The organism is Nocardioides eburneiflavus, from assembly GCF_004785795.1.
In the GTDB taxonomy this organism is placed as follows: domain Bacteria; phylum Actinomycetota; class Actinomycetes; order Propionibacteriales; family Nocardioidaceae; genus Nocardioides; species Nocardioides eburneiflavus.
Window position 1 is genome coordinate 794,690 of record NZ_SRRO01000001.1, and the last position, 24,518, is coordinate 819,207.

The 24,518-nt window shown below is 72.2% G+C and carries 25 protein-coding genes and 1 tRNA gene; 12 read left to right on the plus strand and 14 right to left on the minus strand.

Annotated elements, in window-relative coordinates; genetic code table 11:
* Positions 1 to 25: 25 nt before the first annotated feature.
* Positions 26 to 628: a nitroreductase family protein gene (locus tag EXE59_RS03770; RefSeq protein WP_246056479.1), complete on the minus strand. Its 603-nt coding sequence runs from the start codon at positions 626 to 628 to the stop codon at positions 26 to 28.
* A 160-nt stretch (positions 629 to 788) separates the two neighbouring features.
* On the opposite strand from EXE59_RS03770, the gene EXE59_RS03775 reads away from it, so the two are divergent.
* Positions 789 to 1,652: a hypothetical protein gene (locus tag EXE59_RS03775; protein WP_135837702.1), complete on the plus strand. Its 864-nt coding sequence runs from the start codon at positions 789 to 791 to the stop codon at positions 1,650 to 1,652.
* A 17-nt stretch (positions 1,653 to 1,669) separates the two neighbouring features.
* Positions 1,670 to 3,250: an amidase gene (locus tag EXE59_RS03780; protein ID WP_135837703.1), complete on the plus strand. Its 1,581-nt coding sequence runs from the start codon at positions 1,670 to 1,672 to the stop codon at positions 3,248 to 3,250.
* Between the two features lie 50 nt (positions 3,251 to 3,300).
* On the opposite strand, the gene EXE59_RS03785 is transcribed toward EXE59_RS03780, so the two are convergent.
* Positions 3,301 to 3,609 (minus strand): biopolymer transporter Tol, encoded by a 309-nt coding sequence (locus EXE59_RS03785; RefSeq protein WP_135837704.1) that lies wholly within the window; start codon positions 3,607 to 3,609, stop codon positions 3,301 to 3,303.
* Between the two features lie 115 nt (positions 3,610 to 3,724).
* Between EXE59_RS03785 and EXE59_RS03790 the strand changes: the two genes are divergently transcribed.
* Positions 3,725 to 4,507 carry a hypothetical protein gene (locus EXE59_RS03790; protein WP_135837705.1) on the plus strand — a complete coding sequence of 261 codons (783 nt, stop codon included), beginning with the start codon at positions 3,725 to 3,727 and terminating at the stop codon, positions 4,505 to 4,507.
* 61 nt (positions 4,508 to 4,568) lie between these two features.
* On the opposite strand, the gene EXE59_RS03795 is transcribed toward EXE59_RS03790, so the two are convergent.
* Positions 4,569 to 4,655 (minus strand) — tRNA-Leu (locus tag EXE59_RS03795).
* A 190-nt stretch (positions 4,656 to 4,845) separates the two neighbouring features.
* On the opposite strand from EXE59_RS03795, the gene EXE59_RS03800 reads away from it, so the two are divergent.
* Genes EXE59_RS03800 through pknB form a run of 7 tightly spaced genes read left to right on the plus strand, consistent with a single transcriptional unit; the run spans position 4,846 to position 13,399 of the window.
* A complete protein-coding gene (locus tag EXE59_RS03800) occupies positions 4,846 to 5,562 on the plus strand; it encodes an FHA domain-containing protein (protein WP_129455846.1) in 717 nt (238 codons plus the stop codon).
* On the plus strand, positions 5,555 to 6,034 hold the full coding sequence (locus tag EXE59_RS03805; protein WP_135837706.1) for an FHA domain-containing protein FhaB/FipA: 480 nt from the start codon (positions 5,555 to 5,557) through the stop codon (positions 6,032 to 6,034). Before EXE59_RS03800 ends, EXE59_RS03805 begins: the two co-directional genes overlap by 8 nt.
* Positions 6,034 to 7,293 (plus strand): PP2C family protein-serine/threonine phosphatase, encoded by a 1,260-nt coding sequence (locus EXE59_RS03810; protein ID WP_135841101.1) that lies wholly within the window; start codon positions 6,034 to 6,036, stop codon positions 7,291 to 7,293. Before EXE59_RS03805 ends, EXE59_RS03810 begins: the two co-directional genes overlap by 1 nt.
* Positions 7,294 to 7,306: 13 nt before the next feature.
* Positions 7,307 to 8,713: an FtsW/RodA/SpoVE family cell cycle protein gene (locus tag EXE59_RS03815; RefSeq protein ID WP_135837707.1), complete on the plus strand. Its 1,407-nt coding sequence runs from the start codon at positions 7,307 to 7,309 to the stop codon at positions 8,711 to 8,713.
* On the plus strand, positions 8,710 to 10,170 hold the full coding sequence (locus tag EXE59_RS03820) for a peptidoglycan D,D-transpeptidase FtsI family protein (protein ID WP_135837708.1): 1,461 nt from the start codon (positions 8,710 to 8,712) through the stop codon (positions 10,168 to 10,170). Before EXE59_RS03815 ends, EXE59_RS03820 begins: the two co-directional genes overlap by 4 nt.
* A complete protein-coding gene (locus tag EXE59_RS03825) occupies positions 10,167 to 11,630 on the plus strand; it encodes a serine/threonine-protein kinase (protein ID WP_135837709.1) in 1,464 nt (487 codons plus the stop codon). The genes EXE59_RS03820 and EXE59_RS03825 overlap by 4 nt, the downstream gene beginning before the upstream one ends.
* A complete protein-coding gene (gene pknB, locus EXE59_RS03830; protein ID WP_135837710.1) occupies positions 11,627 to 13,399 on the plus strand; it encodes a Stk1 family PASTA domain-containing Ser/Thr kinase in 1,773 nt (590 codons plus the stop codon). The genes EXE59_RS03825 and pknB overlap by 4 nt, the downstream gene beginning before the upstream one ends.
* A gap of 13 nt (positions 13,400 to 13,412) precedes the next feature.
* On the opposite strand, the gene EXE59_RS03835 is transcribed toward pknB, so the two are convergent.
* Positions 13,413 to 14,165, minus strand: a complete 753-nt coding sequence (locus EXE59_RS03835; RefSeq protein WP_135837711.1) for a DUF881 domain-containing protein — start codon at positions 14,163 to 14,165, stop codon at positions 13,413 to 13,415.
* 92 nt (positions 14,166 to 14,257) lie between these two features.
* On the opposite strand from EXE59_RS03835, the gene EXE59_RS03840 reads away from it, so the two are divergent.
* Complete coding sequence (locus EXE59_RS03840) at positions 14,258 to 14,710, plus strand: cell division protein CrgA (RefSeq protein ID WP_135837712.1); 453 nt, start codon at positions 14,258 to 14,260, stop codon at positions 14,708 to 14,710.
* A gap of 300 nt (positions 14,711 to 15,010) precedes the next feature.
* Here EXE59_RS03840 and EXE59_RS03845 read toward each other — a convergent pair whose 3' ends face one another.
* Positions 15,011 to 15,955 (minus strand): rhomboid family intramembrane serine protease, encoded by a 945-nt coding sequence (locus EXE59_RS03845; RefSeq protein ID WP_135837713.1) that lies wholly within the window; start codon positions 15,953 to 15,955, stop codon positions 15,011 to 15,013.
* A 32-nt stretch (positions 15,956 to 15,987) separates the two neighbouring features.
* Positions 15,988 to 16,500 carry a peptidylprolyl isomerase gene (locus tag EXE59_RS03850; protein WP_135837714.1) on the minus strand — a complete coding sequence of 171 codons (513 nt, stop codon included), beginning with the start codon at positions 16,498 to 16,500 and terminating at the stop codon, positions 15,988 to 15,990.
* Positions 16,501 to 16,629: 129 nt separating this feature from the next.
* On the opposite strand from EXE59_RS03850, the gene EXE59_RS03855 reads away from it, so the two are divergent.
* Positions 16,630 to 17,442: a hypothetical protein gene (locus EXE59_RS03855; RefSeq protein ID WP_135837715.1), complete on the plus strand. Its 813-nt coding sequence runs from the start codon at positions 16,630 to 16,632 to the stop codon at positions 17,440 to 17,442.
* A 101-nt stretch (positions 17,443 to 17,543) separates the two neighbouring features.
* Here EXE59_RS03855 and EXE59_RS03860 read toward each other — a convergent pair whose 3' ends face one another.
* The 8 genes from EXE59_RS03860 to EXE59_RS03895 all read right to left on the minus strand — a co-directional run bounded on the left by EXE59_RS03860 (position 17,544) and on the right by EXE59_RS03895 (position 24,443).
* Entirely contained in the window at positions 17,544 to 18,554 is a 1,011-nt protein-coding gene (locus EXE59_RS03860) for a 1-acyl-sn-glycerol-3-phosphate acyltransferase (RefSeq protein ID WP_135837716.1), read from the minus strand.
* Positions 18,551 to 19,381 (minus strand): patatin-like phospholipase family protein, encoded by an 831-nt coding sequence (locus EXE59_RS03865; RefSeq protein ID WP_135837717.1) that lies wholly within the window; start codon positions 19,379 to 19,381, stop codon positions 18,551 to 18,553. Before EXE59_RS03865 ends, EXE59_RS03860 begins: the two co-directional genes overlap by 4 nt.
* A 36-nt stretch (positions 19,382 to 19,417) precedes the next feature.
* Positions 19,418 to 19,798, minus strand: a complete 381-nt coding sequence (locus tag EXE59_RS03870) for a DUF3817 domain-containing protein (protein WP_135837718.1) — start codon at positions 19,796 to 19,798, stop codon at positions 19,418 to 19,420.
* Positions 19,799 to 19,822: 24 nt separating this feature from the next.
* Positions 19,823 to 20,551: an SURF1 family protein gene (locus EXE59_RS03875; RefSeq protein WP_135837719.1), complete on the minus strand. Its 729-nt coding sequence runs from the start codon at positions 20,549 to 20,551 to the stop codon at positions 19,823 to 19,825.
* 34 nt (positions 20,552 to 20,585) lie between these two features.
* A complete protein-coding gene (locus tag EXE59_RS03880; RefSeq protein ID WP_135837720.1) occupies positions 20,586 to 21,821 on the minus strand; it encodes an RNA polymerase sigma factor in 1,236 nt (411 codons plus the stop codon).
* 7 nt (positions 21,822 to 21,828) lie between these two features.
* A complete protein-coding gene (locus EXE59_RS03885) occupies positions 21,829 to 22,161 on the minus strand; it encodes a YciI family protein (protein ID WP_135837721.1) in 333 nt (110 codons plus the stop codon).
* A gap of 132 nt (positions 22,162 to 22,293) precedes the next feature.
* Complete coding sequence (locus tag EXE59_RS03890) at positions 22,294 to 22,704, minus strand: hypothetical protein (RefSeq protein ID WP_135837722.1); 411 nt, start codon at positions 22,702 to 22,704, stop codon at positions 22,294 to 22,296.
* Complete coding sequence (locus EXE59_RS03895; protein WP_135837723.1) at positions 22,701 to 24,443, minus strand: carbon starvation CstA family protein; 1,743 nt, start codon at positions 24,441 to 24,443, stop codon at positions 22,701 to 22,703. Before EXE59_RS03895 ends, EXE59_RS03890 begins: the two co-directional genes overlap by 4 nt.
* Positions 24,444 to 24,518: the final 75 nt, after the last annotated feature.

Here is a 24,518-nt window from a genome sequence, read left to right on the forward strand (position 1 = left end):
GGCGCAGATTCTGCCAGCGGGGACGTCACGCCTCGTCCCACCGGCCGTGGCGCACCCACTCCCCGAACGGCTTGCGCACGCGGTCGCGGTGGTCGCGGGCGGCGGTCCGCTCGTCCACGTCGGCCGGGTCGCCCGGCACCCCGACCGCGATGCCGGTGAGCAGCTGGTGGGTGGCAGGTACGCCGAGGGCGTCGGCCAGCGCGTCGTGGTCGAAGCCGGCGAACTGGTGGGCGTGCAGGCCCATCGCCCTCGCCTGGAGGGTGAGGTGGGCCGCGGCCTGGCCCACGTCGTACAGGGCGTAGTCGCTGAAGGCCGGCGCGTCCGCCTCGTCGCCGGAGCGCACGTGCGCGGCGGTGACGAAGACGACCGAGGCGCGCGGCACCCAGCCGGAGTTGCCGCGGCTCAGCGTCGCGACCAGCCGGTCGTGGTTGGCCGTGCCCGGCACGCAGACGAAGACCAGCCACGGCTGGCTGTTGCCCGCGCTCGGCGCCCACTGGGCGGCACGCAGCAGGGTCTCGACCTCGGCGTCGCCCAGGCGGTGCGCGTCGTCGTACACGCTCGCGCTCCACCGCGACCGCATCGGCTCGGCGAGGTGCTCGGCGGAGGGCTGCGGTGCTTGCGGGCTCACGCAGGGCAGTATCGCCGGGCCCCCTCGAGCGTGGAGCGGCCGGGCGGTTCGGCGACCGTCCACCGCTCCAGACCACTGAACCTCCGTCGCCGCCGACCCAACCCACAGGGGGTCGATGTGGCGTTCCAGTCATGGAGACACATCTGCGGAGGAGGGGCCCATGGCGTGGAGGAGCGCACTGCGGTCGGCGACGACCTGGTCGAGCACCACGTCGACCTCGTGCTCGACCCTCGGCTGCAGGAGGGCACGCGGTTGCGCGGTCTCGCGCGCGGCGTACCTGCTCGCTGTGGCGGCGTCCCTGCTCCTGGGCGGCTGTGGGGCCGACCGTGACACCCAGCCTGCTCCGGCGCGCGCCACCCCACCGGCGCTGGGGTCCTCGAGCCAGCCGACCAGCGCCGCCCCGACGGGGGTGCCCGAGCTCGAGGACGGTCCCGTGACCCCGGGGCGCTACCGGATGGCGGTGCTGAACACCTGTGACCTGGACTGCCCAGCGGACGAGAAACCGGCCCTGCCGACCCTGGAGGTGACCGTTCCCGCGGGCTGGACCGCCGCGACGGAGCTCGTCTCCCTCTTCCCGGCCGCGGGCCGGGACACCTCGAGTCCCAGCGATCCGGCCCTCGTGCTGGGTTGGACCAACTGGTGGGTGGGCCTGAACTCGCAGCCCTGCTCCCAAGTCTCGCACCAGGAGACCGACACCCCGATCGGCCCGTCGGTCGACGACTTCGTCGACGCCGTGACGGCGCACCCGCTGATCGACAGCGGCGAGCCCTCGCCCGTCAGGCTCGGGAAGCACCGCGGCACCTTCTTCTCACTGCTCGGACCGGAGGACCTGAACGATTGCGAGGAGTGGCGCCCCTGGGAGCCCTCGCCCTACGCGCAGGGTCCGTCGAACCGGTGGGACCTCTGGGTCATGGACGTCGACGGCGTTCGCGTGGTCGTCATGACCCAGTACTTCCCGGAGACACCGACGGACATCGAGGCCGAGCTGCGTGCCATGGCCCGGTCCGTCCGGTTCACACGGTGACGAAGCCAGGAGGAGCCATGCACCGAGCAGCCACATCCATCGTCGTCAGCGTCCTGATCGTTGCCCTCGCTGGGTGCACCGACTCCGCGCCCCGCACCGCGCCCACGGACTCGCCGACCGACTCGTCCGCGACGAGTGAGCCGAGCACGACGGTGACGGCCGATCCTTCGCCGAGCACGGTGATCACCGGGGACGTGCCGTTCCCGATGGACGCCACCATCGCGGAGCTGCAACGTGCCATGCGGAACGGTCGGGTCAGCTCGGTCGACCTGGTCGACCACTTCCTCGCGCGGATCGAGGCATACGACGACGACGGACCCCAGCTGAACGCCCTGATCTCGATCAACCCACGGGCGCGCGCCGAGGCCGTGGCGCTCGACTCCGAGCGCGCCGCCTCGGGGCCACGCGGGCCGCTGCACGGCATCCCCCTGGTGGTGAAGGACAACATCGACACCGTCGAGATGCCGACGACGTCCGGCAGCCCCGTCCTCGAGCACTTCCGGCCGGCCCGGGACGCCTTCCAGGTCCGCAAGCTGCGCGAGGCGGGCGCGATCATCCTCGCCAAGACGAACCTCGCCGAGCTGACCCAGAGCTCCAACTCCTACTCGACGCTCGGCGGCCAGACCCTGAGCCCGTACGACACCAGCCGGGAGCCCGGCGGATCGAGCGGCGGCACCGCGGTCGCGGTGGCGGCGAACTTCGCCGCGGCGGGTCTCGGGCAGGACACCTGCGGGTCCGTCCGCCACCCCGCGGGCCTGAACAACGTCTACGGCCTGCGCCCGACGCACGGCCTGTCGTCGCGTGCAGGGGCGCTTCCCTTCTCGACATCCCTCGACGAGCTGGGTCCGATGGCGCGCACCGTGGGGGACCTGGCGATCCTCGTCGACATCACCGCCGGCGAGGACCCCGAGGACCCGGCGACCGTGCCCACGACGACGTCCCTCGTCGACGCGCTCGACCCGGCAGGACTGGAGGGTCGGCGGGTCGGCATCCTCGAGTTCGACTACCGCACCGAGTTGGACGGCGTCCTTCAGGACGCGCTCGACGTGATGGTCGCCCACGGCGCGGAGCTGGTCCCCATCACGCTGCCCGAGCCGGCCCAGGACATGGATCCGCTGCTGGAGGAGTTCCCGTCGAGCCTTGCCGACTACCTGGCGAAGGAGCCCACCGCGCCCCGAGGGGCGTGGACCCGGCTCGTGGGCGACCCAGGGGCCAGTCGCGAGAAGCCCACCACCCGGGCCTACCGGAAGGCGGTCGCCGGCCGGATGGGGTATCGACGGGACCTCGAGGCGGTCATGGACCGGCACCGGGTCGACGCTGTCGCCTACCCCGTCAGCGCGACGACCGCGAGTGTCATCGTGAGGCCCGACCAGGATGACGACTCCGGGCACTTCGCCTGCGGTCCCGCGACCATCGCGGGCCTGCCGGCGCTGGCGATGCCGGCCGGCTTCGCGTCCGACGGCCTGCCGGTCGGCCTGGAGCTGCTCGGTCGCGCGTTCGACGAGGCCACGCTGATCTCGATCGCGTCCGGCTTCGAGGCGCACACCGACCACCGCGGGCTGCCGGCCGCGGTGCCGCCACTGTCCCCCGCAGGCTGAGGACGCTGCGCGAGGGGAGCTCGCCCCCCGGACCTGTGCGGCCGACGGCCTCACTCGTCGAGGGCGTCCAGCTCCGCCAGCGCCGACTCCCACCGCTCCCTCCGCTCGGCTTCGGTCTGCTCCCACCACGGCGTGCCCCGCTCGCCGAGGCCGACCTTGGCCAGCTGGGTCCGGTGCCGGGTCGCCTCCAGCTCGGCGTCGGAGGCCGCGGTGCGTACGCCCGACCGGCCGCGTCCGAGGTGGGACTTCAGCCGCGCAAGGGCGTCGGGCGGGATCGCCGGGTCCGTGCGCCGCCAGCGCCGGCCGTCGACCACCAGCCATCGCACGTCCTCCGTCGGGGAGTCGCTCGCCTCGGCCACCCCTCGATCATGCGCCAACAGCCCCGCACCACGGGCCGGGGTGGTCTGGTCAGCCCAACCTCCAGCGACGGCGCCCGGGTTCAGACTGTGTGACAAGTCCTGCGAGGAGGTAGCCATGAGGTGGACGGCCGATCTCAGGAGGTCCGCGGTGCCGGCCTGGGCGACGCTGGTCGCCGCGGCGTTGCTGGCCGGTTGTGCGAGTGACGACGTCTCCTCGGACACCGCGGATACACCGGCGACCAGCGGGGAAGGGTCGCCGGCACCGACCGGCGCGGTCCCGCTCCCGGACGGCCCGCTCGACCCGGGGCGCTACGAGTTCGTCGTGAGCGTGGACTGCGAAGGAGTGGAGGACGACCCGATCGCCTGCCCCGCCGGCGTACCGGCTCCGCCGCCGATCGCCCTCGAGGTGACCGTGCCGGAGGGGTGGGCGCGCATGGCCGGCTTCCCGGTGATCACTCCCACCACCACAGGCACCGAGGATGCTGCTCTCGTCCTGGGCTGGACGAGCAACACCGTCGGTGTGCAGACCGACCCGTGCCTGTCGACGTCCCACCAGCTCCCCGACGTCGCGGTCGGGCCCGGGGTGGACGACTTCGTCGACGCGGTCACCGCCCAGGAGTGGTACCGCGGCCCAGCTCCGGTGGACACGGAGGTCGGCGGTGCGCGTGGGCGCTACTTCACGGTCCGGGCACCGGCCGACCTCGGCCGCTGCCACGAGTGGCGCCCGTGGGACCCCGGCTTCTTCGCCCAGGGTCCCAGCAACACCTGGGAGGTGTGGGTCCTCGACGTCGACGGCCACCGCGTGGTGGTCGTGACCGAGTACTTCCCCGACACCTCGCCGGGCACCGTCTCCCAGCTCACCCGGATGGTGGAGTCCATCAGCTTCCCCGGGGCGTGACGTCGCAACTGACCGCCACGAGATGCGCGAAGGCCCCGGACGGTGTCCGGGGCCTTCGAGGTGGTGCGCGAGGGGGGAGTTGAACCCCCACGTCCTTTCGGACACACGGACCTGAACCGTGCGCGTCTGCCTATTCCGCCACTCGCGCCAGAAGCGGGCTCAGGCTACCCCACGCCCGACGCGCCCTCCCAATCGCCCGGTCGCCCTCACCCCGACGACGGGGCGGCACCCGCGCGCACGGACCGGCGGCCGGTACGCTCGGCGGCACCGGCCGGGCGGTCTGTGCAGCCTGCCCACCACGACGGTGCGACCCCAGCGCGACGAGAGGAGGCCTGACGATGAACCCGCTGCAGCGATTCGAGCACCGGCTGGAGACCGTCATCTCCGGCGTCTTCGCCCGCGCGTTCCGCAGCGCCGTGCAACCCGTCGAGATCGCCGCGGCCCTCCAGCGCGAGTGCGACAACAACGCCCAGGTGCTCAGCCGCCAGCGCCGGCTGGTGCCCAACGACTTCCACGTCGAGCTGTCCAGCACCGACCTCGACCGCATCGTCGGCCTCGGCCGCGCGCTCGAGCAGGACCTCGTCGACCAGCTCCAGGACCACGCCGACGCCCAGGGCTACGTCTTCACCGGTCCGGTCAGCATCGCGTTCGAGTCGGCCGACGACCTCACCACCGGTCGATTCCGGATCCGCTCCAAGGCGCAGGCGAGCGTGACCGACAACGACCAGCGCACCCGTACGCGCTCCTCCCACGCCACGCTCGAGGTCAACGGCACCCGCCACCCGCTCCGGCCACCGGGCCTGGTGATCGGCCGCGGCACCGAGGCCGACCTGCGGATCAACGACCCCGGCGTCAGCCGGCGTCACCTCGAGCTCGAGGTCAGCATCGACGGCGTCGAGGCGGTCGACCTCGGCTCCACCAACGGCATCCTGGTCGACGGCACCAAGGTGCCCCGCGCGCGGCTGCGCGACGGGTCGACCATCAAGATCGGCCACACCGAGATGACGGTGCGCATCGACGGCGGACGCGACGAGGCCGGGGGCTGGAATGTCTGAGCTCACCCTGTTCCTGATCCGGGTGGCCTTCCTGGCCATCCTCTGGATCTTCGTGCTGTCAGCGATCTCGGTGATCCGCTCCGACATGTTCGGCGCGCGGGTCCCCGAGACCGCCCGCGGCGGCGCCCCGGCACCGACCGGTCGCAAGGCCAACGCCAAGCCCCGCAAGCCCCGGCGCGGCGCGCCCACCCACCTGCTGGTGGTCGAGGGCGCCGAGGCCGGCACCCGCGCCGAGCTCGCCGACGCCCCGCTCCTGATCGGCCGTGGCAGCGACGCGGCGATCAAGCTCGACGACGACTACGTCTCCACCCGGCACGCGCGGGTCGCGGCCAGCGGGGACGAGTGGTTCGTGGAGGACCTCGGCTCCACCAACGGCACCTACGTCGGCCCGGTTCGCATCACCCAGCCCACCACCATCGGCCTCGGCGTCCAGGTCCGCGTCGGCAAGACCATCCTGGAGCTGCGGAAGTGATGTACCTCCACTACTCCGCGATCTCCGACGTCGGTCGGGTGCGCCGCGAGAACCAGGACAGCGGCTACGCCGGACCCTGGCTGCTCACGGTGTGCGACGGCGTCGGCGGCGCCGTGCGCGGCGACCTCGCCTCGAGCACCGCCGTGCAGGCGCTGCGCAAGCTCGACCAGGAGCCCGACGACGACATCCTCGGCCAGGTCGCGGGCGCCGTGCACCGCGCCGACGACCGCATCGCCGAGCTCGTCGAGGAGGACCCCGACCTCAACGGCACGTCCACCACGGCGACGGTCGCGCTCTTCGACGGCACCCGCTTCGGCATCGGCCACATCGGCGACAGCCGGGCCTACCTCTACCGTCGCGGCGAGCTGCGCCAGCTCACCCACGACCACACCTTCGTCCAGTCGCTGATAGACGAGGGCCGCATCACCGAGGAGCAGTCGCGGACCCACCCGCACCGCAACCTCATCCTCAAGGCCCTCGACGGCGTACGCCACGAGGAGCCCGACCTCTTCGAGTTCCCCGCCGAGGCCGGCGACCGCGTCTTCGTGTGCAGCGACGGCGCGTGCGGCACCCTCAGCCACGAGCAGATGGCCGACATCCTCTCCAGCGGCACTCCCGACTTCGCCGCCGTCGAGCTCGTACGCGCGAGCCTCGAGGCCGGCAGCACCGACAACGTCACCTGCATCGTCGCCGACGTCTCCGACGAGGCGCCGCCCGAGGACCTGCAGCCGCTGCTCGTGGGCGCGGCCGCCGACCTGCCGCGGCGGATGCCGCTCGGCGGCGGGGTGGGCGGCGCTGTCGGCGGGCTGTTCCGCGGCCACCGCTCCGGCGACACCGGCGAGCTCCCCGCGGTGCCCGACGACGTCCCGCCCGGCGCCTACGTCGCCGACCCGATCGACCCCGAGACCGCCCGCTACGCCCCGCGCGAGCCGGGCCGCCACCCGGTGCTGCGCCGGCTGCTGATCGCGGCGGTGCTGCTCGGGCTGGCGTGGGTGGTCCTCGCCGCGGGCTGGTCGTGGAGCCAGCAGCAGTTCTACGTCGGCGAGCACGAGGGCCGGGTCGCGATCTTCCGCGGTGTCGACGCCGACCTCCCCGGCATCTCCCTCTCCCACCCCTACGAGACCACCGACGTCGACCTCGACCGGCTCAGCGACATCGACGCCGAGGCCGTCCGCGAGGGCATCGAGGCCGGCGACCTCGACGAGGCCCGCGTGACCGTCGACCTCTACGCCGGCCGCCAGGACGTCAGCTCAGAGTGACGGGGGCGAGACGATGAGTCAGACCGGGTCCCTGATGGGCTTCGTGCACCGGCGGCGCCGGGGCGCGGAGCTGTTCCTGCTCGTGCTCGCCCTGATGGTCGGCATCGGCGCCTACGCCGCCGTCGGGCTCGGGGTCGAGGGTGTGGTGCCCGCCGACCTCGTCGGCTACGGCGGGTGGCTGACCGCCCTCATCGTCGCCGCGCACGTCACGGTCCGCCTCGTGGCGCCGTACGCCGACCCGGTCCTGCTGCCCCTCGTGGCGGCCCTCAACGGCCTGGGGCTCGCGGTGCTGCGGCGCCTGGACCTCACCTACGAGGCGAAGGGCTTCGACCAGCACACCTTCGCCCGCCAGCAGCTCACCTGGATGACGCTCGGCGTGCTGCTGTTCATCGGCGCACTGTTCCTGCTGCGCGACCACCGCTCGCTGCAGCGGTTCACCTACACGTCCGGGCTCGCCGGCATCGTCCTGCTGCTGCTGCCCTTCCTTCCGGTGATCGGCACGCCCATCAACGGCGCCAACATCTGGATCCGCGTCGCCGGCTTCAGCTTCCAGCCCGGCGAGGTCGCCAAGGTGCTGCTGGTCGTCGCGTTCTCCGGCTACCTCGTGCTCCACCGCGACGCCCTCGCCCTCGCCGGCCGGAGGGTCGTCTTCGTCGACCTGCCGCGCGGCCGCGACCTCGGCCCGATCCTGGCGATGTTCGGCGTCTCGATGATGATCCTCGTCGCGCAGAACGACCTCGGCTCGTCGCTGCTCTTCTTCGGCCTGTTCCTCGTGATGCTCTACGTCGCCACCGAGCGGCCGGGCTGGCTCGTCGTCGGGGCGGTGCTCTTCGCGGCCGGCGCGTTCGCGGCGTACACGTTCGTCGGCAACGTGCAGAACCGCTTCAACTTCTGGCTCCGCCCGATGGACTACTACGACGCGAGCCCCGGCAGCGGCCAGCTCGTCGAGGCGATGTTCGGGATGGGCTGGGGCGGGCTGATCGGCCGCGGGTTCGGCAACGGGCTGCCCGAGCGGGTCCCGTTCGCCTACTCCGACTTCATCGTCTCCACCATCGGCGAGGAGCTCGGACTGACCGCGGTGATGGCGATCATCCTCTGCTACGGCCTCATCGTGGAGCGGGCGCTGCGCATCGCGCTGATCTCGCGCGACGGCTTCGGCAAGCTGCTGGCGGTGGGCCTCGGGGCGATCTTCGCCCTGCAGGTGTTCGTCGTCATCGGCGGCGTGACCGGCCTCATCCCGCTGACCGGCCTGACCACGCCGTTCCTGTCCTACGGCGGCTCCTCGCTCGTGGCCAACTGGGTCGTGGTGGCGCTGCTGCTGCGCGTCTCCGACCAGGCCCGCCGCCCCGCCCCCCGCCTCGAGCCCGTCGACGACTCCAGCGCCGACAGCGAGAGCACCCAGGTGGTGAAGCTGAGATGAACAAGCCCATCCGCGTCGTCTCGGTCTTCTGCCTGGTCCTCTTCATGGCGCTGCTCGTCAACGCCACCTACCTGATGTACGTCCGCGCGGACAGCCTGTCCGACGACCCGCGCAACAACCGGATCATCACCGCCGCCTACTCCCGCGAGCGCGGCGCGATCCTGGTCGGCAAGGAGGCGATCGCGCGCAGCGTGCCGTCCGACGACCAGTACAAGTTCCAGCGCACCTACTCCCAGCCCCTCAAGTACGCCCCGATCACCGGATACTTCTCCCGCTTCACGCAGACGGGCGTGGAGCGCTCGCAGAACGCCGTCCTCTCCGGCGACGACTCGCGCCTGTTCGTCACGCGTCTGGTCGACATGCTGAGCAACACCGACCCCAAGGGCGGCAACGTCCAGCTCACCGTCGACGCCGCGGCGCAGGACGCAGCGTGGGCGGGCCTGGACGCGCTCCCCGGTGACGCGCAGGGCGCCGTGGTCGCACTCGAGCCCACCACAGGCCGGGTGCTCGCGATGGTGTCGACGCCGACCTTCGACCCCAACAACTTCGCCTCCCACGACTTCGAGGCCGTGGGCGAGCTGGGCGAGCAGCTCAACGCCGACCCGCGCGAGCCGCTCATCAACCGCGGGATCGGTACGACCCTCCCGCCGGGGTCGACGTTCAAGCTCGTGACCGCGGCCGCGGCGATCGAGTCCGGCAACTACGACGCCGAGTCGATGGTCCCCGGCGGCTTCCGCTTCCAGCTGCCGCAGTCCGAGACGACCATCGGCAACTACGACGGCGGCAACTGCGGCGGTCGACGGATCACGATGACGCAGGCCCTGCAGGTGTCCTGCAACGTGACCTTCCTCAGCCTGGCCAACGAGCTCGGCACCGAGGCGATGGCCGAGCAGGCCGAGGCGTTCGGCTTCAACTCCACCTCGCTGGAGGACCTCGGCGGCCAGGCCGAGTCGCTCTACCCCCGCGACATGGACGCCCCGCAGACGGCGATGTCCGGCATCGGCCAGTCGAGCGTCACCGCGACGCCGCTGCAGATGGCGATGGTGGCCGCGGCGATCGCCAACGACGGCGACGTGATGCGCCCCTACGTCGTCGACGAGGTGCGTGCGCCCAACCTGTCGGTCCTCGACCGGACCGATCCGCAGAGCATCAGCAAGGCCATCTCGAGCAGCACCGCCGACGAGCTCACCGAGATGATGGTCGCCACCGTCGCGTCGGGGACAGCCACGCCGGCGCAGATCCCCGGGATGGACGTCGCCGGCAAGACCGGCACCGCCCAGTCCAGCGGCGACCGGCCGCCGTACGCCTGGTTCGTCTCCTTCGCGCCGGCCGACGACCCCCAGGTCGCCGTCGCCGTCCTCGTCCAGTCGAGCGACACCTCGCCGGACGAGATCGGTGGCGGGCGCCTCGGCGGCCCGATCGCCAAGTCCGTCATGGAGGCGGTGATCGGCCAGTGACCGCCCTCGCTCCCGGCGGCCACGTCGACGATGCCCGTCGCTACGTCCTCGAGTCCCGCATCGCCACCGGCGGCATGGGCGAGGTGTGGTCCGCGCGCGACACCGTCCTCGACCGGTCGGTCGCGGTCAAGGTGCTCAAGAGCGAGTACGCCGACGACGCCCTCTTCCGCACCCGCTTCGAGACCGAGGCCCGGCACGCCGCCGCGCTCCACCACCCGGGAATCGCCGCGGTCTTCGACTACGGCCAGGGCACCCTCGACGACGGTTCCGCCACGCCGCGGCCCTACCTGGTCATGGAGCTCGTGGAGGGCCAGCCGCTGTCGGCGCTCCTGCGTCCGTCCGCCCCGCTCGACCCCGCGGCCACGCAGGCGCTCCTCGCCCAGGCCGCGGACGCGCTCGGGGTCGCCCACGCGGCCGGCATCGTGCACCGCGACGTCAAGCCCGCCAACCTCCTCGTCACCCCGGACCGCCGGGTCAAGGTCACCGACTTCGGCATCGCCCGCGCGGCCGAGGGCATGGCGCTCACGCAGACCGGCGAGGTGATGGGCACCCCCGCCTACATCTCGCCCGAGCAGGCCGAGGGCGGCAGGGCGACCGCCGCGTCCGACGTCTACTCCCTCGCCGTCGTGGCCTACGAGTGCCTGGCCGGGCGCAAGCCCTACGTCGCGGACAGCGCGGTCGCGACCGCCATCGCGCACCTGCGCAACCCTGTCCCCGAGCTGCCCGAGGCCGTGCCCGCGGACCTCGCGGCCGTCGTACGCCGGGGTCTGGCCAAGGCTCCCGAGGACCGCTTCGCCGACGGCACGGCCTTCGCCCGGGCCCTCCGCGACCCCACTTCCGCTGCCGGGAGCGCAGCGGGCGCAGCCACCGTCGCGGCACCGGCGGTCGCCGCCGCGGCGAGCTCGACGCAGGTCATGCCCGCGGCTCGCCCGGCTCCCGCGCCTCCCCCCGCGCCGACTCCTGCATCGACGTCGCGCCGTACGACGCCCTGGCCGCTGGTCCTCGGCCTCGCCGCCGTGCTGGTCGCGGTGCTGGTCGCGGTCTGGCTGGGCACCCGTGGCGACACCGACCCGGCCGCGTCGAGCGACGACGAGACCTCGTCCCCGAGCCAGTCCCCGTCGGAGACCCCCAGCGACACGCCCACCGAGACACCCACCGAGACGCCGACCGAGACACCCACGGAGACGCCCACGGAGACCGAGCCGGAAGCCGGCACGGTGGAGGTCGACCCGGCGGCCTACGTGGGTCGCGACCGCAAGGACGTCGAGAAGGAGCTGCGCGACCTCGGCCTCGAGCCGGTCGGCGTCAAGCTCGACAACCCGGGCGACCAGCCCGACGACGTCGTGGAGTCGGTGGAGCCCAGTGGCACCCTGCAGGAGGGCGACCAGGTGACGGTCAGCTACTGGGGGAAGGTCCCGCCGGGGCAGCAGGACGACGAGGAAGGTGGCAGCGAGGGATGACGCAGTCGGAGCCGACACTGATCGGCGGCCGCTACGAGCTCGGCGAGCTCCTCGGACGTGGCGGCATGGCCGAGGTCCGCAAGGGCAAGGACCAGCGCCTGGGCCGTACGGTCGCGGTCAAGCGCCTGCGCACCGACCTCGCCAGCGACGCCACCTTCCAGGCCCGGTTCCGCCGCGAGGCCCAGTCCTCGGCGTCCCTCAACCACCCCGCGATCGTGTCGACCTACGACACCGGCGAGGAGATGGCCACCGACGGCTCGGGCGTCGCCCAGCCCTACATCGTGATGGAGTGCGTCGAGGGCCGTACGCTCCGCGACATCCTCCGCGAGGGCCGCAAGATCCTGCCCGAGCGGGCGCTGGAGATCACCGCCGGCGTGCTGTCGGCGCTCGACTACAGCCACCGCGCGGGCATCATCCACCGCGACATCAAGCCCGGCAACGTGATGCTCACGCCGTCGGGCGACGTGAAGGTGATGGACTTCGGCATCGCCCGGGCCATCTCCGACGCCTCCTCCACGATGACCCAGACCGCGGCCGTCGTCGGCACCGCGCAGTACCTCTCGCCCGAGCAGGCCCGCGGCGAGACCGTCGACTCCCGCTCCGACGTGTACTCGACCGGCTGCCTGCTCTACGAGCTCCTCACCGGCCGGCCGCCGTTCGTCGGCGACAGCCCCGTGGCCGTGGCCTACCAGCACGTGCGCGAGCAGGCCTCGCCACCGTCCGACCTCGACGACCAGCTCGACCCCGAGATCGACGCGATCGTGATGAAGTCGCTCGCCAAGCGCGTCGAGGACCGCTACCAGAGCGCCGCGGCGATGAAGGCCGACATCGAGCGCTACCTGTCCGGCCACCCGATCCAGGCCCCGGCGGTCGTGCCGCCGCCCGCGGACACCCAGTACGTACCCCCGGTCCCGCCGACCGACGCGACCTCGACGATGGCGGCGTCCCCGCCCCCGCGACGCGACGAGCCCTCCCGCAGCCGTACGGCGCTCTGGATCGTCGGCGGCCTCCTGCTGCTCGCACTCCTGGCCGGCGGCGCCTACCTGCTCAACGGGATGCTCTTCGAGGAGGCGCCCGAGCGTGACCAGGTTCCCAACCTCGTCGGCCTCACCGAGGAGGAGGCACGCCTCGAGATCGCCGACGCGGGCTTCCGGGTCGGCCGGATCACCCGCGAGACGTCCGAGACCGTCGAGGCGGACACGGTCATCTCGCAGGACCCCGCCCGTGACGTCTTCATCGACCCCGGCAGCTCGATCGACTTCGTGCTCTCGCTGGGCCGGCCCGAGGTCGAGGTCCCGTTCGTCGTCGGCACGCTCCGCAAGGAGGCCCGCGCCGCGATGCTCGACCAGGGGCTGAAGGTGCGGTTCCAGGAGGAGGACTCCGACGAGCCGCGCTTCCAGGTCCTGAGCACGGCCCCCGCCGCCGGGACCTCGGTGGCCGAGGGCACCACCGTGACCATCGTGTTCTCCGACGGCCCCGAACAGGTCCCCGACGTCCGCGGGCTCCAGCAGCGCGAGGCCGAGCGGGCCATCCGCGAGGCGGGCTTCGTCCCCGACGTACGCACCGACCCGGCGTCCACGGAGCCCAAGGGGACGGTCGTGGACCAGATCATCCCGTCCGGCGGCACCGCCGACCAGGGCAGCACGATCACCATCTTCGTCTCCGCCTACGAGGAGCCCGAGGTGCCCGAGGTCCCGACCGAGACGCCGACCGAGACCCTCCCCACCGAGACGCCCACCGAGACCCCGACCGAGACTCCGGTCCCGTGACGCCGGTGGCCGGTCAGTCGGTCATCGGGGTGGCGTACGTGAGGTCGAGCAGGCCGGTGTAGGCCGGCGCGACCGCCGTGTCGAGCGCGACCATGTCCCACGACACGCTGCCGCCGGGGATCTGGGTGTAGTCGCGGTAGGTCGCGAGGATCGGGTCGGTGGTCAGCTCGGCCTCGAGGCGGGCCGGGTCGCCGATGCCGACGATGACGTAGGGCGGTGAGTAGGGCAGGCCATGGAGGGTGACCTGGTTGCCCTCGCACTTGATGCCGGTCGTGGAGATCAGCCGCTGGCCCTGGATGGTGACGGCCTCCGCGCCGGCGTTCCACATCGCGTTGGCGACCGCCTGGATGTCCTGCTGGTGCACGACGAGGTCGTTGGGGTTGCCCTCGTAGGCCAGGCGCGCCTCCTCGGAGGCGTCGTCGAGCGTGACCTGGACGGCCGTGCCGGCCTTCTCGGTCAGGCCTGCGGGGTCGACGAGGGTCGCGATCTCGTCCTGGACCCGCCCGACGGAGCGGTCGCCGAGCTGGGTGCTGAGCTCCTCGACCTCGGCGTTGAGGGTGGCGACCTGCTCGGTGAGGTCGCCCGCCTCGTCGCGCTCGGCGCGGACGACGGACGCGAGGTCGGTGAGCCGGCCGCCGCGCAGGTCGAGGCCGTCGCTCTGCTCCGCGCTGACCGCGAAGAGCACCCCGATGAGCAGCACGACGACGGGTGTCGCGAACTGCCAGGCGCGGCGACGCGCGGGGGACGAGTGGGACGGGGGCGGCATGGCGACTACGCTAACCCCCCGGCGGGCGCTCCGGCGCCCGTGGCCGGCGCCGTGACTCGCCGGGTCCGACCATCCGAGCCACAGGAGCAGCAGTGTCGAAGTCCAAGACGATCACCACCGAGGAGAAGAGCAGCCTCTTCACTCCCAGGTTCCTGATCGCCCTGCTGCTCATCGTGGCCGGTATCGCCTGGCTCGCCTTCTACTACGCACAGGCGCGCGGCAACCCGCTCGCGTTCCCGCCGGTCGAGGGCTCGCCCAAGGCCGTCGCCGACCTGGGTCGCTGGAACTACGTGATCGGCTTCGGGCTCCTCATGGTCGGCCTGATGGTCTCCGCCCACCCCTCGACCCCACTGGGTCGCGGTCGCGGGGTCGTGGCAGGCATGCTGGGCTGCTTCCTGGTGGGCCTGATCTGGATCTGCACCTTCTACGTCTTCTCCGACGACCTCTCCAGCCTGTGGATCTTCAACGACCTCGGCCAGTGGAACCTCGTCGTCGGCATCGCTTTCATGGCGGTCGGCTTCAGCTTCGCCACCAAGTGGGAGTAGGTTCATCCCCGGCCCGGTGATCGGGCCGGATCCATTCGTCGCCTCGAGCGGTGAGTGAGGCGCCTTCCTGGGGAAGGGAAGGCGTCTCTCTCACCGCTCGAGTCGATTTCGGGCGCGTGGCGGGCCCCGCCGTACGCGCCCCGGATCGTTCGACCACCTGCTCGGATTTCCACACTGGGGATAACTCCTGTGGAGAATTACACCGGTGTAGTTGTCCACAGCTGTGTGCACACCTGTGGGTAAAGCTCGGCCCCCGCCACCACGTCGTACGACGGGGGACGGGGGCCGCTGACGTGCGTCTCAGGCCAGGGACATGGCCCGCACGACCGCGAGCACGACGAGGACGACGGCGAGGGCGCCCAGCCCTACCCACTGCACGAGGGAGCGTCGCGCCTGCGGGGCGTACGCGATGATCGCCGCCGCGGCGACGCCTCCGAGGAAGCCGCCGAGGTGCCCCTGCCACGAGATGAAGCGCCAGCCGACCACGGTGATGACCACACCGAGGACGAGGTTCTGGACGAGCCACTGCGCGTTGAGCCGCGCCTTGCGGGCGGCGACGAGCAGCGCGCCGAGGATGCCGAAGATCGCGCCCGACGCGCCGACCGTCGCGCCGTACTCGAAGCTGAGCCACATCACCAGCGACGACGAGGCAAGCCCGCTGACGAGGTAGACCGCGAGGAACCGGGTCCGGCCGACGATGCCCTCGAGCATCGGCCCGAGGATGAACACGGCGAGCATGTTGAGCGCCAGGTGCCAGATCTCGACGTGCGTGAAGACACTCGTCATCAGCTGCCACCAGGCACCGTCGGCCACGCCGGCCGCCTCGCGGACGCCCGGAGTCGTGCAGAGCGGGTGGGTCAGGTCGTAGACGAAGCCGTCGCCCGGGGCGCAGTAGCCGTTGGGCCGCAGCGCCAGCAGCTCCACGAGACGGGAGCGGCTGCCGCCGGTCGCGGTGATCGCCAGCCAGACGAGGGCGTTGAGGCCGATGATGACGTAGGTCGTCAGCCGCGGGTCCACGCTGCGCTCGCCGCCGTAGAGGGCGCGGTTCTGGCGCGAGCCCTTGTTGGCCTGCTTGACGCAGTCGGGGCACTGGAAGCCCACCGCGGCGTCGCGCATGCAGTCGGGGCAGATCGGCTTGTCACAGCGCTGGCAGCGGATCCAGGTCTCGCGGTCGGGGTGCCGGTAGCACGTGGGCACCCCGGCCGCGGCCGGGTCCGCCTGCGGCCTCTCGGGCGGCTGGGTCATCGGGTCGGCGGGTCGGTCAGGTCGGGCAGGTGTCAGCGCTCGATGGTGACCGACTCGATGACGACGGGCTCCGCCGGGCGGTCCATCGCACCGGTGGGGGTCGTGGCGATCGCGTCGACGACGTCGCGGCTGGACTGGTCGGCGACCTCGCCGAAGATGGTGTGCTTGCGGTTGAGCCACGGGGTGGCGCCGACGGTGATGAAGAACTGCGAGCCGTTGGTGCCGGGGCCGGCGTTGGCCATCGCGAGCAGGTAGGGCTTGTCGAAGACGAGCTCGGGGTGGATCTCGTCCTTGAAGGTGTAGCCCGGGCCGCCGGTGCCGGTGCCGAGCGGGCAACCGCCCTGGATCATGAAGCCGTCGATGACCCGGTGGAAGCCGAGGCCGTCGTAGTACTTCTCCCCGGTGCGGCCCGCGTCGTCGCGGTAGTCCTTGGTGCCCTCGGCGAGACCGACGAAGTTGTCGACCGTCTCGGGCGCGTGGTGGGGGAACAGGTTGATGACGATGTCGCCCCGGTTGGTCTTCAGGGTCGCCTTGGGCTCAGCCATGGGATGTTGCCTCTCGAGTGATGTCTGTGTGCGACACGATCCTGCCACGCGCCGCCCACACCCGGACGGGGCTGGTCGCGTCAGGGTGCCCGTGGTGAGATGGGACCACACTGACTGAGGAGGTCACGCATGCCGTTCGGCCGCAAGAAGTCCCTGATGGACCGGGCCCACGACTATGTCGAGCAGGTCACCGGGACCGTCACCGACACCGTCATCCCCCAGCTGGAGTCTGCGTGGGAGCAGGCCGTCGACAAGGCCGGGCCCGCCCTCTCCGACGCTCGCGACAAGGCGCAGCCGTTGTTCGAGGAGGGCCGTACGCGCGCCGCCGAGGCGGCCACCGCGGGTGCCGCGGTGACGGCGGCCAAGGCGGCCGAGGCCCGCGAGAAGGCCGCCCCGCTGCTGGCCGAGGCGCGAGCCAACGCCGCCGACAAGGCCGCCGTGGCCGCAGCACTCGCCTCCGAGCGCGCCGCCGAGGGGCGTGACCTCGCCGCGGCCAAGGTCAACGAGCTGCGCGGCGTCGAGCCCGAGCCCAAGGGCGGGAAGCTCAAGAAGCTGCTGCTGTTCGGCGGCCTCCTGGCGCTCGCCGGCGTCATCGCCAACAAGCTCAAGGCCAAGCAGGACGCCGAGGCCAACTGGCAGTCGACCTACGTGCCGCCGGCGGCGCCGAAGCCGGCCACGGCCGCCGCTCCGACCCCGCCCCCGACGCCCGCCTCGCCGGCGACCACCAGCGCGGCCCCCGGCGGCGACCCGCTCACCGACCCGCTGCCGCCCGAGGTCACCGCGGACGACGTGGTGACCGTCGACCCGCCGACGACCGACGACACCGGCGGCGGCGAGCCGGGCGAGGCGATCAGCGACTCGGTCGAGGAGGCGCACGAGGCCACCACGCCCGACGCCCCGGCAGACGTCATCGACATCGACGACGTGCCCAAGAAGAAGTAGCGACCCACGTACGCCGCTCCGGGCGGTGTCCCACCCACGTTCCGCACGTCGCGGAGGTGGCTGGGACACCGCCCGGAGCCATGTCCTGAGGACGTACGGCCTCAGGCCGGCCGGTGCTCCTCGACCCACGCGTCGATCCGCTCCCACCAGCCGTAGAGCCAGTCGATGCGCTCCTCCCGGTCGGCGGGGATGTCCTGCCGCGCGACCTGCCACCAGCGCATGGTGATCTGCTTGTCCATGGGCAGCTCGCGCCAGAGGTCGCCGACGGTGAGCAGGTGGTCGAGCCCGGTGTGCGCCACCATCAGCACGTCGGCCTCGGGAGCGGCCTCGAGCGCCGCCAGCACGCCGCCGGGGCGGGGGGCAAGCACGTGCACCATCTCCTCCGCGCGCACCGCCATCCGCTCCAGGCCGAGCTTGCGGAGCCGGGCGATGGCCCGGTCGCGGCGCGCGGGCGTGAAGTTGCCGCCCTCGGGGAAGATCACGAACGCGTCGTTGGCGTCCAGGCCCGTGGCGAGGGACGCGATCTGCGCCTCCAGGTCCTCGCCCGCGGCCGGGTTCGGCGAGATGAAGCGCGCCGGGACGCGGTTGAGGATCACGTCGATGGCCGGGTCCCAGGCAAGGGTGTTCTTGAGGACCACGCGCGGCTCGCGGTGGTACCAGTGCAGCAGCGCGTACATCAGCATGAACGAGTCGCCGGGTCCGGCGTGGCGGCACATCACGATCACCGGACCGTCCGGGGTCCGCGACGGGTGCGGGCCGTCGGTGCGGATGCGCAGCGCGAGCACGCGCCTGGCCTCGCGGAAGAACACGATGAGCGTGCCCTGCACGAGGTCGTAGTGGATCCCGGCGAAGTAGGGCGAGCGGATCCGCCAGCCGAAGCCGCTCGCCAGCCACAGGCCGAGCAGCACCGCGAGCAGCAGGGTCTCGAGGGTGGCGTACAGCAGCACCAGCCACAGCACACGCAGGGCCCGCCACCGGCCGGGCAGGACGGGCGAGAGGGCCGCGGCCACGAGCAGCCAGCCGGGGAGGGTCAGCCACATGAGCGCGGTCAGGGCGACCACCGCGGGCGCGACGACCACCCGGCGGAAGGCCCAGACGGCGGGGGAGCTCATGCCCGGCCGAGGTGCTCGTCGAGGTAGGCCCGCGAGGAGGCGTACGTCGCGTCGATCCGGCCCTGGACGCTGGCGAAGGCGCGGTGGGCGCGCAGCGAGTCGTCTCTCGCCGAGGTGCCGGCGGCCGGGAGGACGTGCGCCTCGACGCCGGCAGGGATGGACGCCATCTCCCGCATGAAGCGGTGCCGCCGGGCGACCTCGAAGCTCACCCGCGCGACCTGCCAGGGACGCGTCGGCGCCTTCAGGGGCCGGTCGATCCGCCCGACCTGCAGCACGAAGATGCGCGTCGCACCGAGCTCGACCGCCCGACCGACCGGGATCGAGTTGACCAGGCCCCCGTCGAGGAAGTGCTCGCCGTCGACCTCGGCGGGCGGCAGGAGGCCGGGCACGGCGGCGCTGGCGAGGACCGCCGGCACGATCGGGCCGCTGGTGAACCAGTGCTCGGCGGCGCGCTCGATGCTCGCGGCGCAGACCTCGAGCCGGACCGGGAGGTCCTCGAAGCGGGTCGCGCCGAACTCGGCCTCCAGGCGCGTGCGCAGCGGCTGGGAGGAGTAGATGTGGGTGCCGGTGGACACCGCGCGGCGGACCGTGCGCAGCGGGCGGTCGCGGTAGACGTCGCGGCTCTCGGCGGTCGCGGCCCACAGCTCGGTGAGCCGGTCGACGACCCCGAGGTCGGGCTGGCGGGCCACCATCGCGCCGTTGAGCGCACCGACGCTGGTGCCGAGGACCAGGTCCGGGACGAGGTCACGCTCGAGCAGCGCGCGCAGCATGCCGACCTCGACGGCGCCGAGGACACCGCCGCCGCCGAGGACGTACGCGGTGACCATGGCGTCGACTCTAGGGGCGGTGCCCCGGGGCGCGGCTCAGGCGAGCTCGGGGTGCTCGACCCGTACGCGCCGGGTCGCGCGGCGTTCGGCCCAGAACGACAGCAGCGGGACGGTCCCGCACACCAGCGTGACCAGGGTGAAGGGCAGGTCCCAGCCGGCGCGACGCGACAGCAGGAACGCGCTGAAGAGGAAGATCATGTAGAGCCAGCCGTGCGCGACACCGAGGTAGGTCGTGATCAGCTCGCCCACGTGCTGGGCGTCGGACCCGGTGGCGACCCAGGTCGGCGTGCTGTCGAAGACGCCCCACATCGGGGATCCGTCGAAGTTGGCCAGCGGGACTCCGACCAGGCAGAGCACCACGAGCAGGACGCCGACGATCGAGGCCATCACGCGGTAGGCGGTGAGGTTGCGGGACACGGCGCCCAAGGTATCCGGCGTCGCCTACCCGGCCGCCGGCGAGGGCAGCTGCGGTGCCGTGGCGTCGCGGCGCCACCGCCACCAGATGAAGGCGGCGAAGGCGCCGAAGATCCACCACTCGACGGCGTAGAGCAGGTTGCGGAGCCCGGTCGTCCGGCTCGGGGTCGGCAGCGCCTCCAGCTCGGCCTCCTCCAGTCCCGGCGCGGGCTCCTGGCTGATCACGTAGGCGGACCAGAGGTCGACGTCGACGCGCTGCACGGCGTCGGCGACGCGGATCTCGGGGAAGACGTCGTCGTCCGGGTCGTCGTCGGTGACCAGGGTGCCCTCGGGTGCCTGGAGCCAGCCGGTGACGTCGGCGTCGCCGCTCACGGTGAGGAGGTCGGCGTCGGGCTGCGGCGCCCACCCGCGTACGACGAGGACGGCCGCGTCACCGGTATGCAGCGGCGCGACGGCCCAGTAGCCCGGCTCGTCGCCGCGGTCGCGGTCGGCGACCCAGAACCCGCCGTCCAGCCACTCGCCGGCGACCTCGACGGGGCGCCCGAGGTCGGGGGCGGGGAACGGGTCGTCGTTGCCCATCACCTCGTCCAGCGGCACCGGCGCGATGCCGGTCAGGTCGCGCGCCTCGGCCGCGCGCGACGCCTGCCAGGCGTCGTACTGCCACATCCCGAGCATGCCCGCGATGCCGACCAGCACGAGCGTCAGGGCCGCCGCGCCGAGGTCGGTCAGCAGGCCGGGTCGGCGGGGCGCGGTCACGGGCTCGATTGTCCCAGCCGGGCGGTGACCGCCCTCACGCGCCTGCGAGCTCGGTCCTCCTGCGTGTGAGGTACGCCATCTCCGCCGCGTTGCCGGTCAGGTGGATCGCCCGGTCGTACGCCTCCCGCGCGTCGTCGCTGCGGCCCAGCCGGCGCAGCAGGTCGGCCCGGGTGGCGTGGAACGCGTGGTAGTCCGCGAGGGGTGCGGCCAGCTCGTCCACCAGCGCGAGCGCGACCTGGGGGCCGTCGAGCTCGGCGATCGCTATGGCGCGGTTGAGCGCCACCACCGGGCTCGGGTCGAGGCGTACGAGCTGGTCGTAGAGGGCGGCGACCTGCGACCAGTCGGTGTCGCGCGCGTCGGCCGCATCGGTGTGCACCGCGTTGATGGCGGCCAGGACCTGGTAGCGCCCGGGTGCCTCGGTCGACGTGAGTCGCTCGCGGACGAGGGCGTGCCCCTCGGCGATCAGTCCGCGGTCCCACGCGCCACGGTCCTGCTGGTCGAGGGTGACCAGCTCGCCGTGCGCGGAGACCCGGGCGCTGCGCCGCGCCTCGATGAGCAGCATCAGGGCCAGGAGTCCGACGACCTCGCCGTCCTCGGGCATCAGCTCGCGCACGAGGCGGGTGAGGCGTACGGCCTCCCCGGTCAGGTCGGCGCGGATCGGGTTCGTGTCCGCGCTGCTGGCGAGGTAGCCCTCGTTGAAGACGAGGTAGAGCACGGCCAGCACACCGTCGACCCGAGCCGGCAGGTCCTCGGCGTCAGGTACGCGATAGGGGATGCGGGCTGCCGTGACCTTCGCCTTCGCGCGGGTGATGCGCTGCGCCATCGTCGTCTCCCGGACCAGGAAGGCGCGCGCGATCTCGGGCACGGTCAGGCCGCCGACCATGCGCAGCGTGAGCGCGACCCGCGCCTCCATCGCCAGCGCTGGGTGGGCACACGTGAAGACGAGTCGGAGGCGCTCGTCGGCCACTGCGGACGGCGGCTCGCGGAAACCGGCAGTCTGTTCGCTGAGCATGTGGGCCTGCCTGTGCTTGTCGTCGCGCTTGCTCTCCCGGCGCAGGCGGTCCAGCGCCTTGTTGCCGGCCGTGGTGGTCAGCCAGCCGCCGGGGTTGGGAGGTACGCTGTCGGCCGGCCATCGCTCGACGGCGACGGCGAACGCCTCGGCGGCTGCCTCCTCAGCGATGTCGAGGTCGCCGAAGCGCCTGGTGAGGGTGGCCACCACCCGGGCCCACTCCTCGTGGTGGACCCGGGTGAGGACCTCGCCGACGTCCACGGCTGGGTCAGGCGATGCCGTCGAACGGCCGGACCTCGATCTTGCGGTTGCACGCCTTCGACGCGCCGGCCGACAGCTCGAGCGCTGCGTCGAGGTCGTCGGCCTCGACCACCCAGAAGCCGGCGAGGTACTCCTTCGACTCGACGAAGGGGCCATCGCTGAACACCGGCGCACTGCCCCGGTTGTCGGTGACGGTCGCGTGGTCGGGCGACGTGAGGCCGCCCCCGAACACCCAGCGGCCGTCGGTCTTGAGCTGCTCGTTGAAGGCGTCGACCGCCCCCGGCTCGGAGTCGTCGACCTCGTTGGTGGTGTCGCCGATGACGGTGAGGAGGTAGTGCATGTCAGATCATCTCCAGCGGTTGTGGGCCACCCCGTCCGGGCGGCCGCTCACCCCTACCACGAACACGATGATCCCGATACGACACCTTCTCCCGAGTTCTTCCGTTGGATCTCGACTCCGACGAGGGGACGTTCAGGCAGGAGCGCCGGCGGCGCGGCGGCTGACCTCGCCCACGACCGCCTCGATGCCCATCTGCCGGACGTCCCCGACGCGGTCACCGTCGATCAGGAGCGACCCGGCTGTGGTGGCGCGATTCGCCTCCATCAGCGCCGCCCACGTGCCCCGGCGGCGGCGTACGGCCCGGAACACGCTCGGCAGGAGGTAGGCGGTGTTGTCCACGCCGACGACCTGTACGTCGGCCTCCGGCACCTCCGCCCGGAGCCGGAGGTAGGCCGCGGCGAGGGTTGCCACCTCCGGGTCGTGCTCGCGCGGACCGTCGACCCGACCCTCGAAGCAGATGCCGTCGCGGGCGTCCCCGCCGCAGCACCCGGTGCCGCCGTGGGCATCGGCCCACGGCCGCACGAGCACGACTCGGACCGTCATCGCGTGCTCACGTCCGAGTCGTCGCCCACCGGGCTGCCGGCCTCGTCGTACTCACGGCGGCTGCCACGGCGCAACGCCGCGACTGCCTCGACGATCAGCCACACCGCCAGGACGAAGATGACCGCGTCGAGCGGGGCGAGCACCCACCGCTCGCTCCACGACTCACCCTGGATGAAGTCCCAGAACTGGCTGAACAGCGCCCACGTGGTCATCGCCACCAGGAAGACCAGCGGGACCACGGCGGGAAGCGGGTTGCGCTTCATCCGGAGCACCCACACCGCCACGACGGTGAGTGCGAGCCCTGCCGTGAGCTGGTTGGTGGTGCCGAACAGTCGCCAGAGCACACCGAACGTGTAGCCGGCGTCGCCTCCGCCCGGGATCAGCGCCATGGCCATCGGAACGGCGACCGCCACGAGGCCCGCCAACGTCAGGTTGCGCGCGAGCGTGTGCCAGCCGGCCAGCTCCGCGATCTCCTGGACGATGTAGCGCTGGAGGCGGACGCCGGTGTCCATGGTCGTCGCGGCGAAGGAGATGACCACGACGGCCGCGAAGATGACGGCCAGGACGAGTGGGACGCCGAGGTTGTTGGCGAACACGGCGACGCCGTTGACGAAGTTGCCCACCGCGCCGCCGGAGGCGGTGGCGAAGTCGGGGTACAGGGCGTCCCACTCGCTGCGGGTCGCGACCACTCCGGCCGTCACCGCGAGGACGGCCCCGGTCGCGAGGCTGCCCTCGCCCACGGCGCCCATGTAGCCGACGTAGCGGGCGTCAGTCTCCTTGTCGATCTGCTTGGCCGTCGTACCCGACGAGACCAGGGAGTGGAACCCGGAGATCGCGCCGCAGGCGATCGTGATGAACAGGAACGGGAAGATCGACGGCGAGTCGGCGGGGACGTCGTTGACCAGCGGGGCGACGATCTCGTTCCAGCCGACCAGCATGCCCAGGCCGATCACGCCGAGCGCGATGAACAGCTGGTGGGAGTTGATGTAGTCACGCGGCTGGAGCAGCATCCACACCGGGAGCCTCGAGGCCACGAAGGTGTAGACGAACAGGATGACCACCCACAGGGTGCGCGCCTCCACCCCGAACGCCTCGGCGACCGGAGCGATGTCGATCGGGTACTGCTGGCCGACCCAGATCAGCAGGTAGAGCCCGATCACCCCGAGGATCGAGGGCACCAGGGCCGCCGAGCGCGTCTTGTAGATGTACTGGCCGATGACCATCGCGAGCGGGATCTCGACGAAGATCGGGATCACGGCACCCGGGTTGGCGACGAAGAGGCTCGCGATCACCACCGCGAACACCGCGTTCACGAGCGTCAGCAGGAAGAAGATGATCAGCAGGAAGAGCGTCCGGGCCCGCTTGCTGATCACGTCCTGCGCGATCGTGCCGATGTTCTTGGCACGGTGGCGCAGCGAGACGGCGAGCGACCCGAAGTCGTGGACACCGGCGGCGAAGATCGTGCCCAGCACGATCCAGGCGAGGGCCGGCCCCCAGCCCCAGAAGACCGCGATCGCCGGACCGACGATCGGCGCGGCCCCCGCGACGGAGGTGAAGTGGTGGCCGAAGACCACGTGCTTGTTGGTGGGGACGAAGTCGATCCCGTCCTTGAACTGGTGCGCAGGCGTCAGGAACGCCGGGTCCAGGGCGTACACGCGATCGGCGAGGTAGGCGGAGTAGTAGCGGTAGCCGAGGAAGAACAGCACTCCCACGACGGCGGCGACGGCAATGGCAGGCATCGGTCGAGCTCCTTCCAAACGGTCCCCGGGCCGGCGTGGCGGCCGACCTCAGGAGGCGGCGACGCCTCCATCATG

Coding starts and splice junctions, on each gene's coding strand:
- EXE59_RS03775 (WP_135837702.1), top strand. CDS start 789: ATGGCGTGGAGGAGCGCACTGCGGTCGGCGACGACCTGGTCGAGCACC.
- EXE59_RS03865 (WP_135837717.1), bottom strand. CDS start 19,381: ATGGTCACCGCGTACGTCCTCGGCGGCGGCGGTGTCCTCGGCGCCGTC.
- EXE59_RS03805 (WP_135837706.1), top strand. CDS start 5,555: ATGTCTGAGCTCACCCTGTTCCTGATCCGGGTGGCCTTCCTGGCCATC.
- EXE59_RS03845 (WP_135837713.1), bottom strand. CDS start 15,955: ATGACCCAGCCGCCCGAGAGGCCGCAGGCGGACCCGGCCGCGGCCGGG.
- EXE59_RS03815 (WP_135837707.1), top strand. CDS start 7,307: ATGAGTCAGACCGGGTCCCTGATGGGCTTCGTGCACCGGCGGCGCCGG.
- EXE59_RS03780 (WP_135837703.1), top strand. CDS start 1,670: ATGCACCGAGCAGCCACATCCATCGTCGTCAGCGTCCTGATCGTTGCC.
- EXE59_RS03885 (WP_135837721.1), bottom strand. CDS start 22,161: ATGCACTACCTCCTCACCGTCATCGGCGACACCACCAACGAGGTCGAC.
- pknB (WP_135837710.1), top strand. CDS start 11,627: ATGACGCAGTCGGAGCCGACACTGATCGGCGGCCGCTACGAGCTCGGC.
- EXE59_RS03855 (WP_135837715.1), top strand. CDS start 16,630: ATGCCGTTCGGCCGCAAGAAGTCCCTGATGGACCGGGCCCACGACTAT.
- EXE59_RS03890 (WP_135837722.1), bottom strand. CDS start 22,704: ATGACGGTCCGAGTCGTGCTCGTGCGGCCGTGGGCCGATGCCCACGGC.
- EXE59_RS03860 (WP_135837716.1), bottom strand. CDS start 18,554: ATGAGCTCCCCCGCCGTCTGGGCCTTCCGCCGGGTGGTCGTCGCGCCC.
- EXE59_RS03810 (WP_135841101.1), top strand. CDS start 6,034: ATGTACCTCCACTACTCCGCGATCTCCGACGTCGGTCGGGTGCGCCGC.
- EXE59_RS03895 (WP_135837723.1), bottom strand. CDS start 24,443: ATGCCTGCCATTGCCGTCGCCGCCGTCGTGGGAGTGCTGTTCTTCCTC.
- EXE59_RS03835 (WP_135837711.1), bottom strand. CDS start 14,165: ATGCCGCCCCCGTCCCACTCGTCCCCCGCGCGTCGCCGCGCCTGGCAG.
- EXE59_RS03790 (WP_135837705.1), top strand. CDS start 3,725: ATGAGGTGGACGGCCGATCTCAGGAGGTCCGCGGTGCCGGCCTGGGCG.
- EXE59_RS03850 (WP_135837714.1), bottom strand. CDS start 16,500: ATGGCTGAGCCCAAGGCGACCCTGAAGACCAACCGGGGCGACATCGTC.
- EXE59_RS03800 (WP_129455846.1), top strand. CDS start 4,846: ATGAACCCGCTGCAGCGATTCGAGCACCGGCTGGAGACCGTCATCTCC.
- EXE59_RS03820 (WP_135837708.1), top strand. CDS start 8,710: ATGAACAAGCCCATCCGCGTCGTCTCGGTCTTCTGCCTGGTCCTCTTC.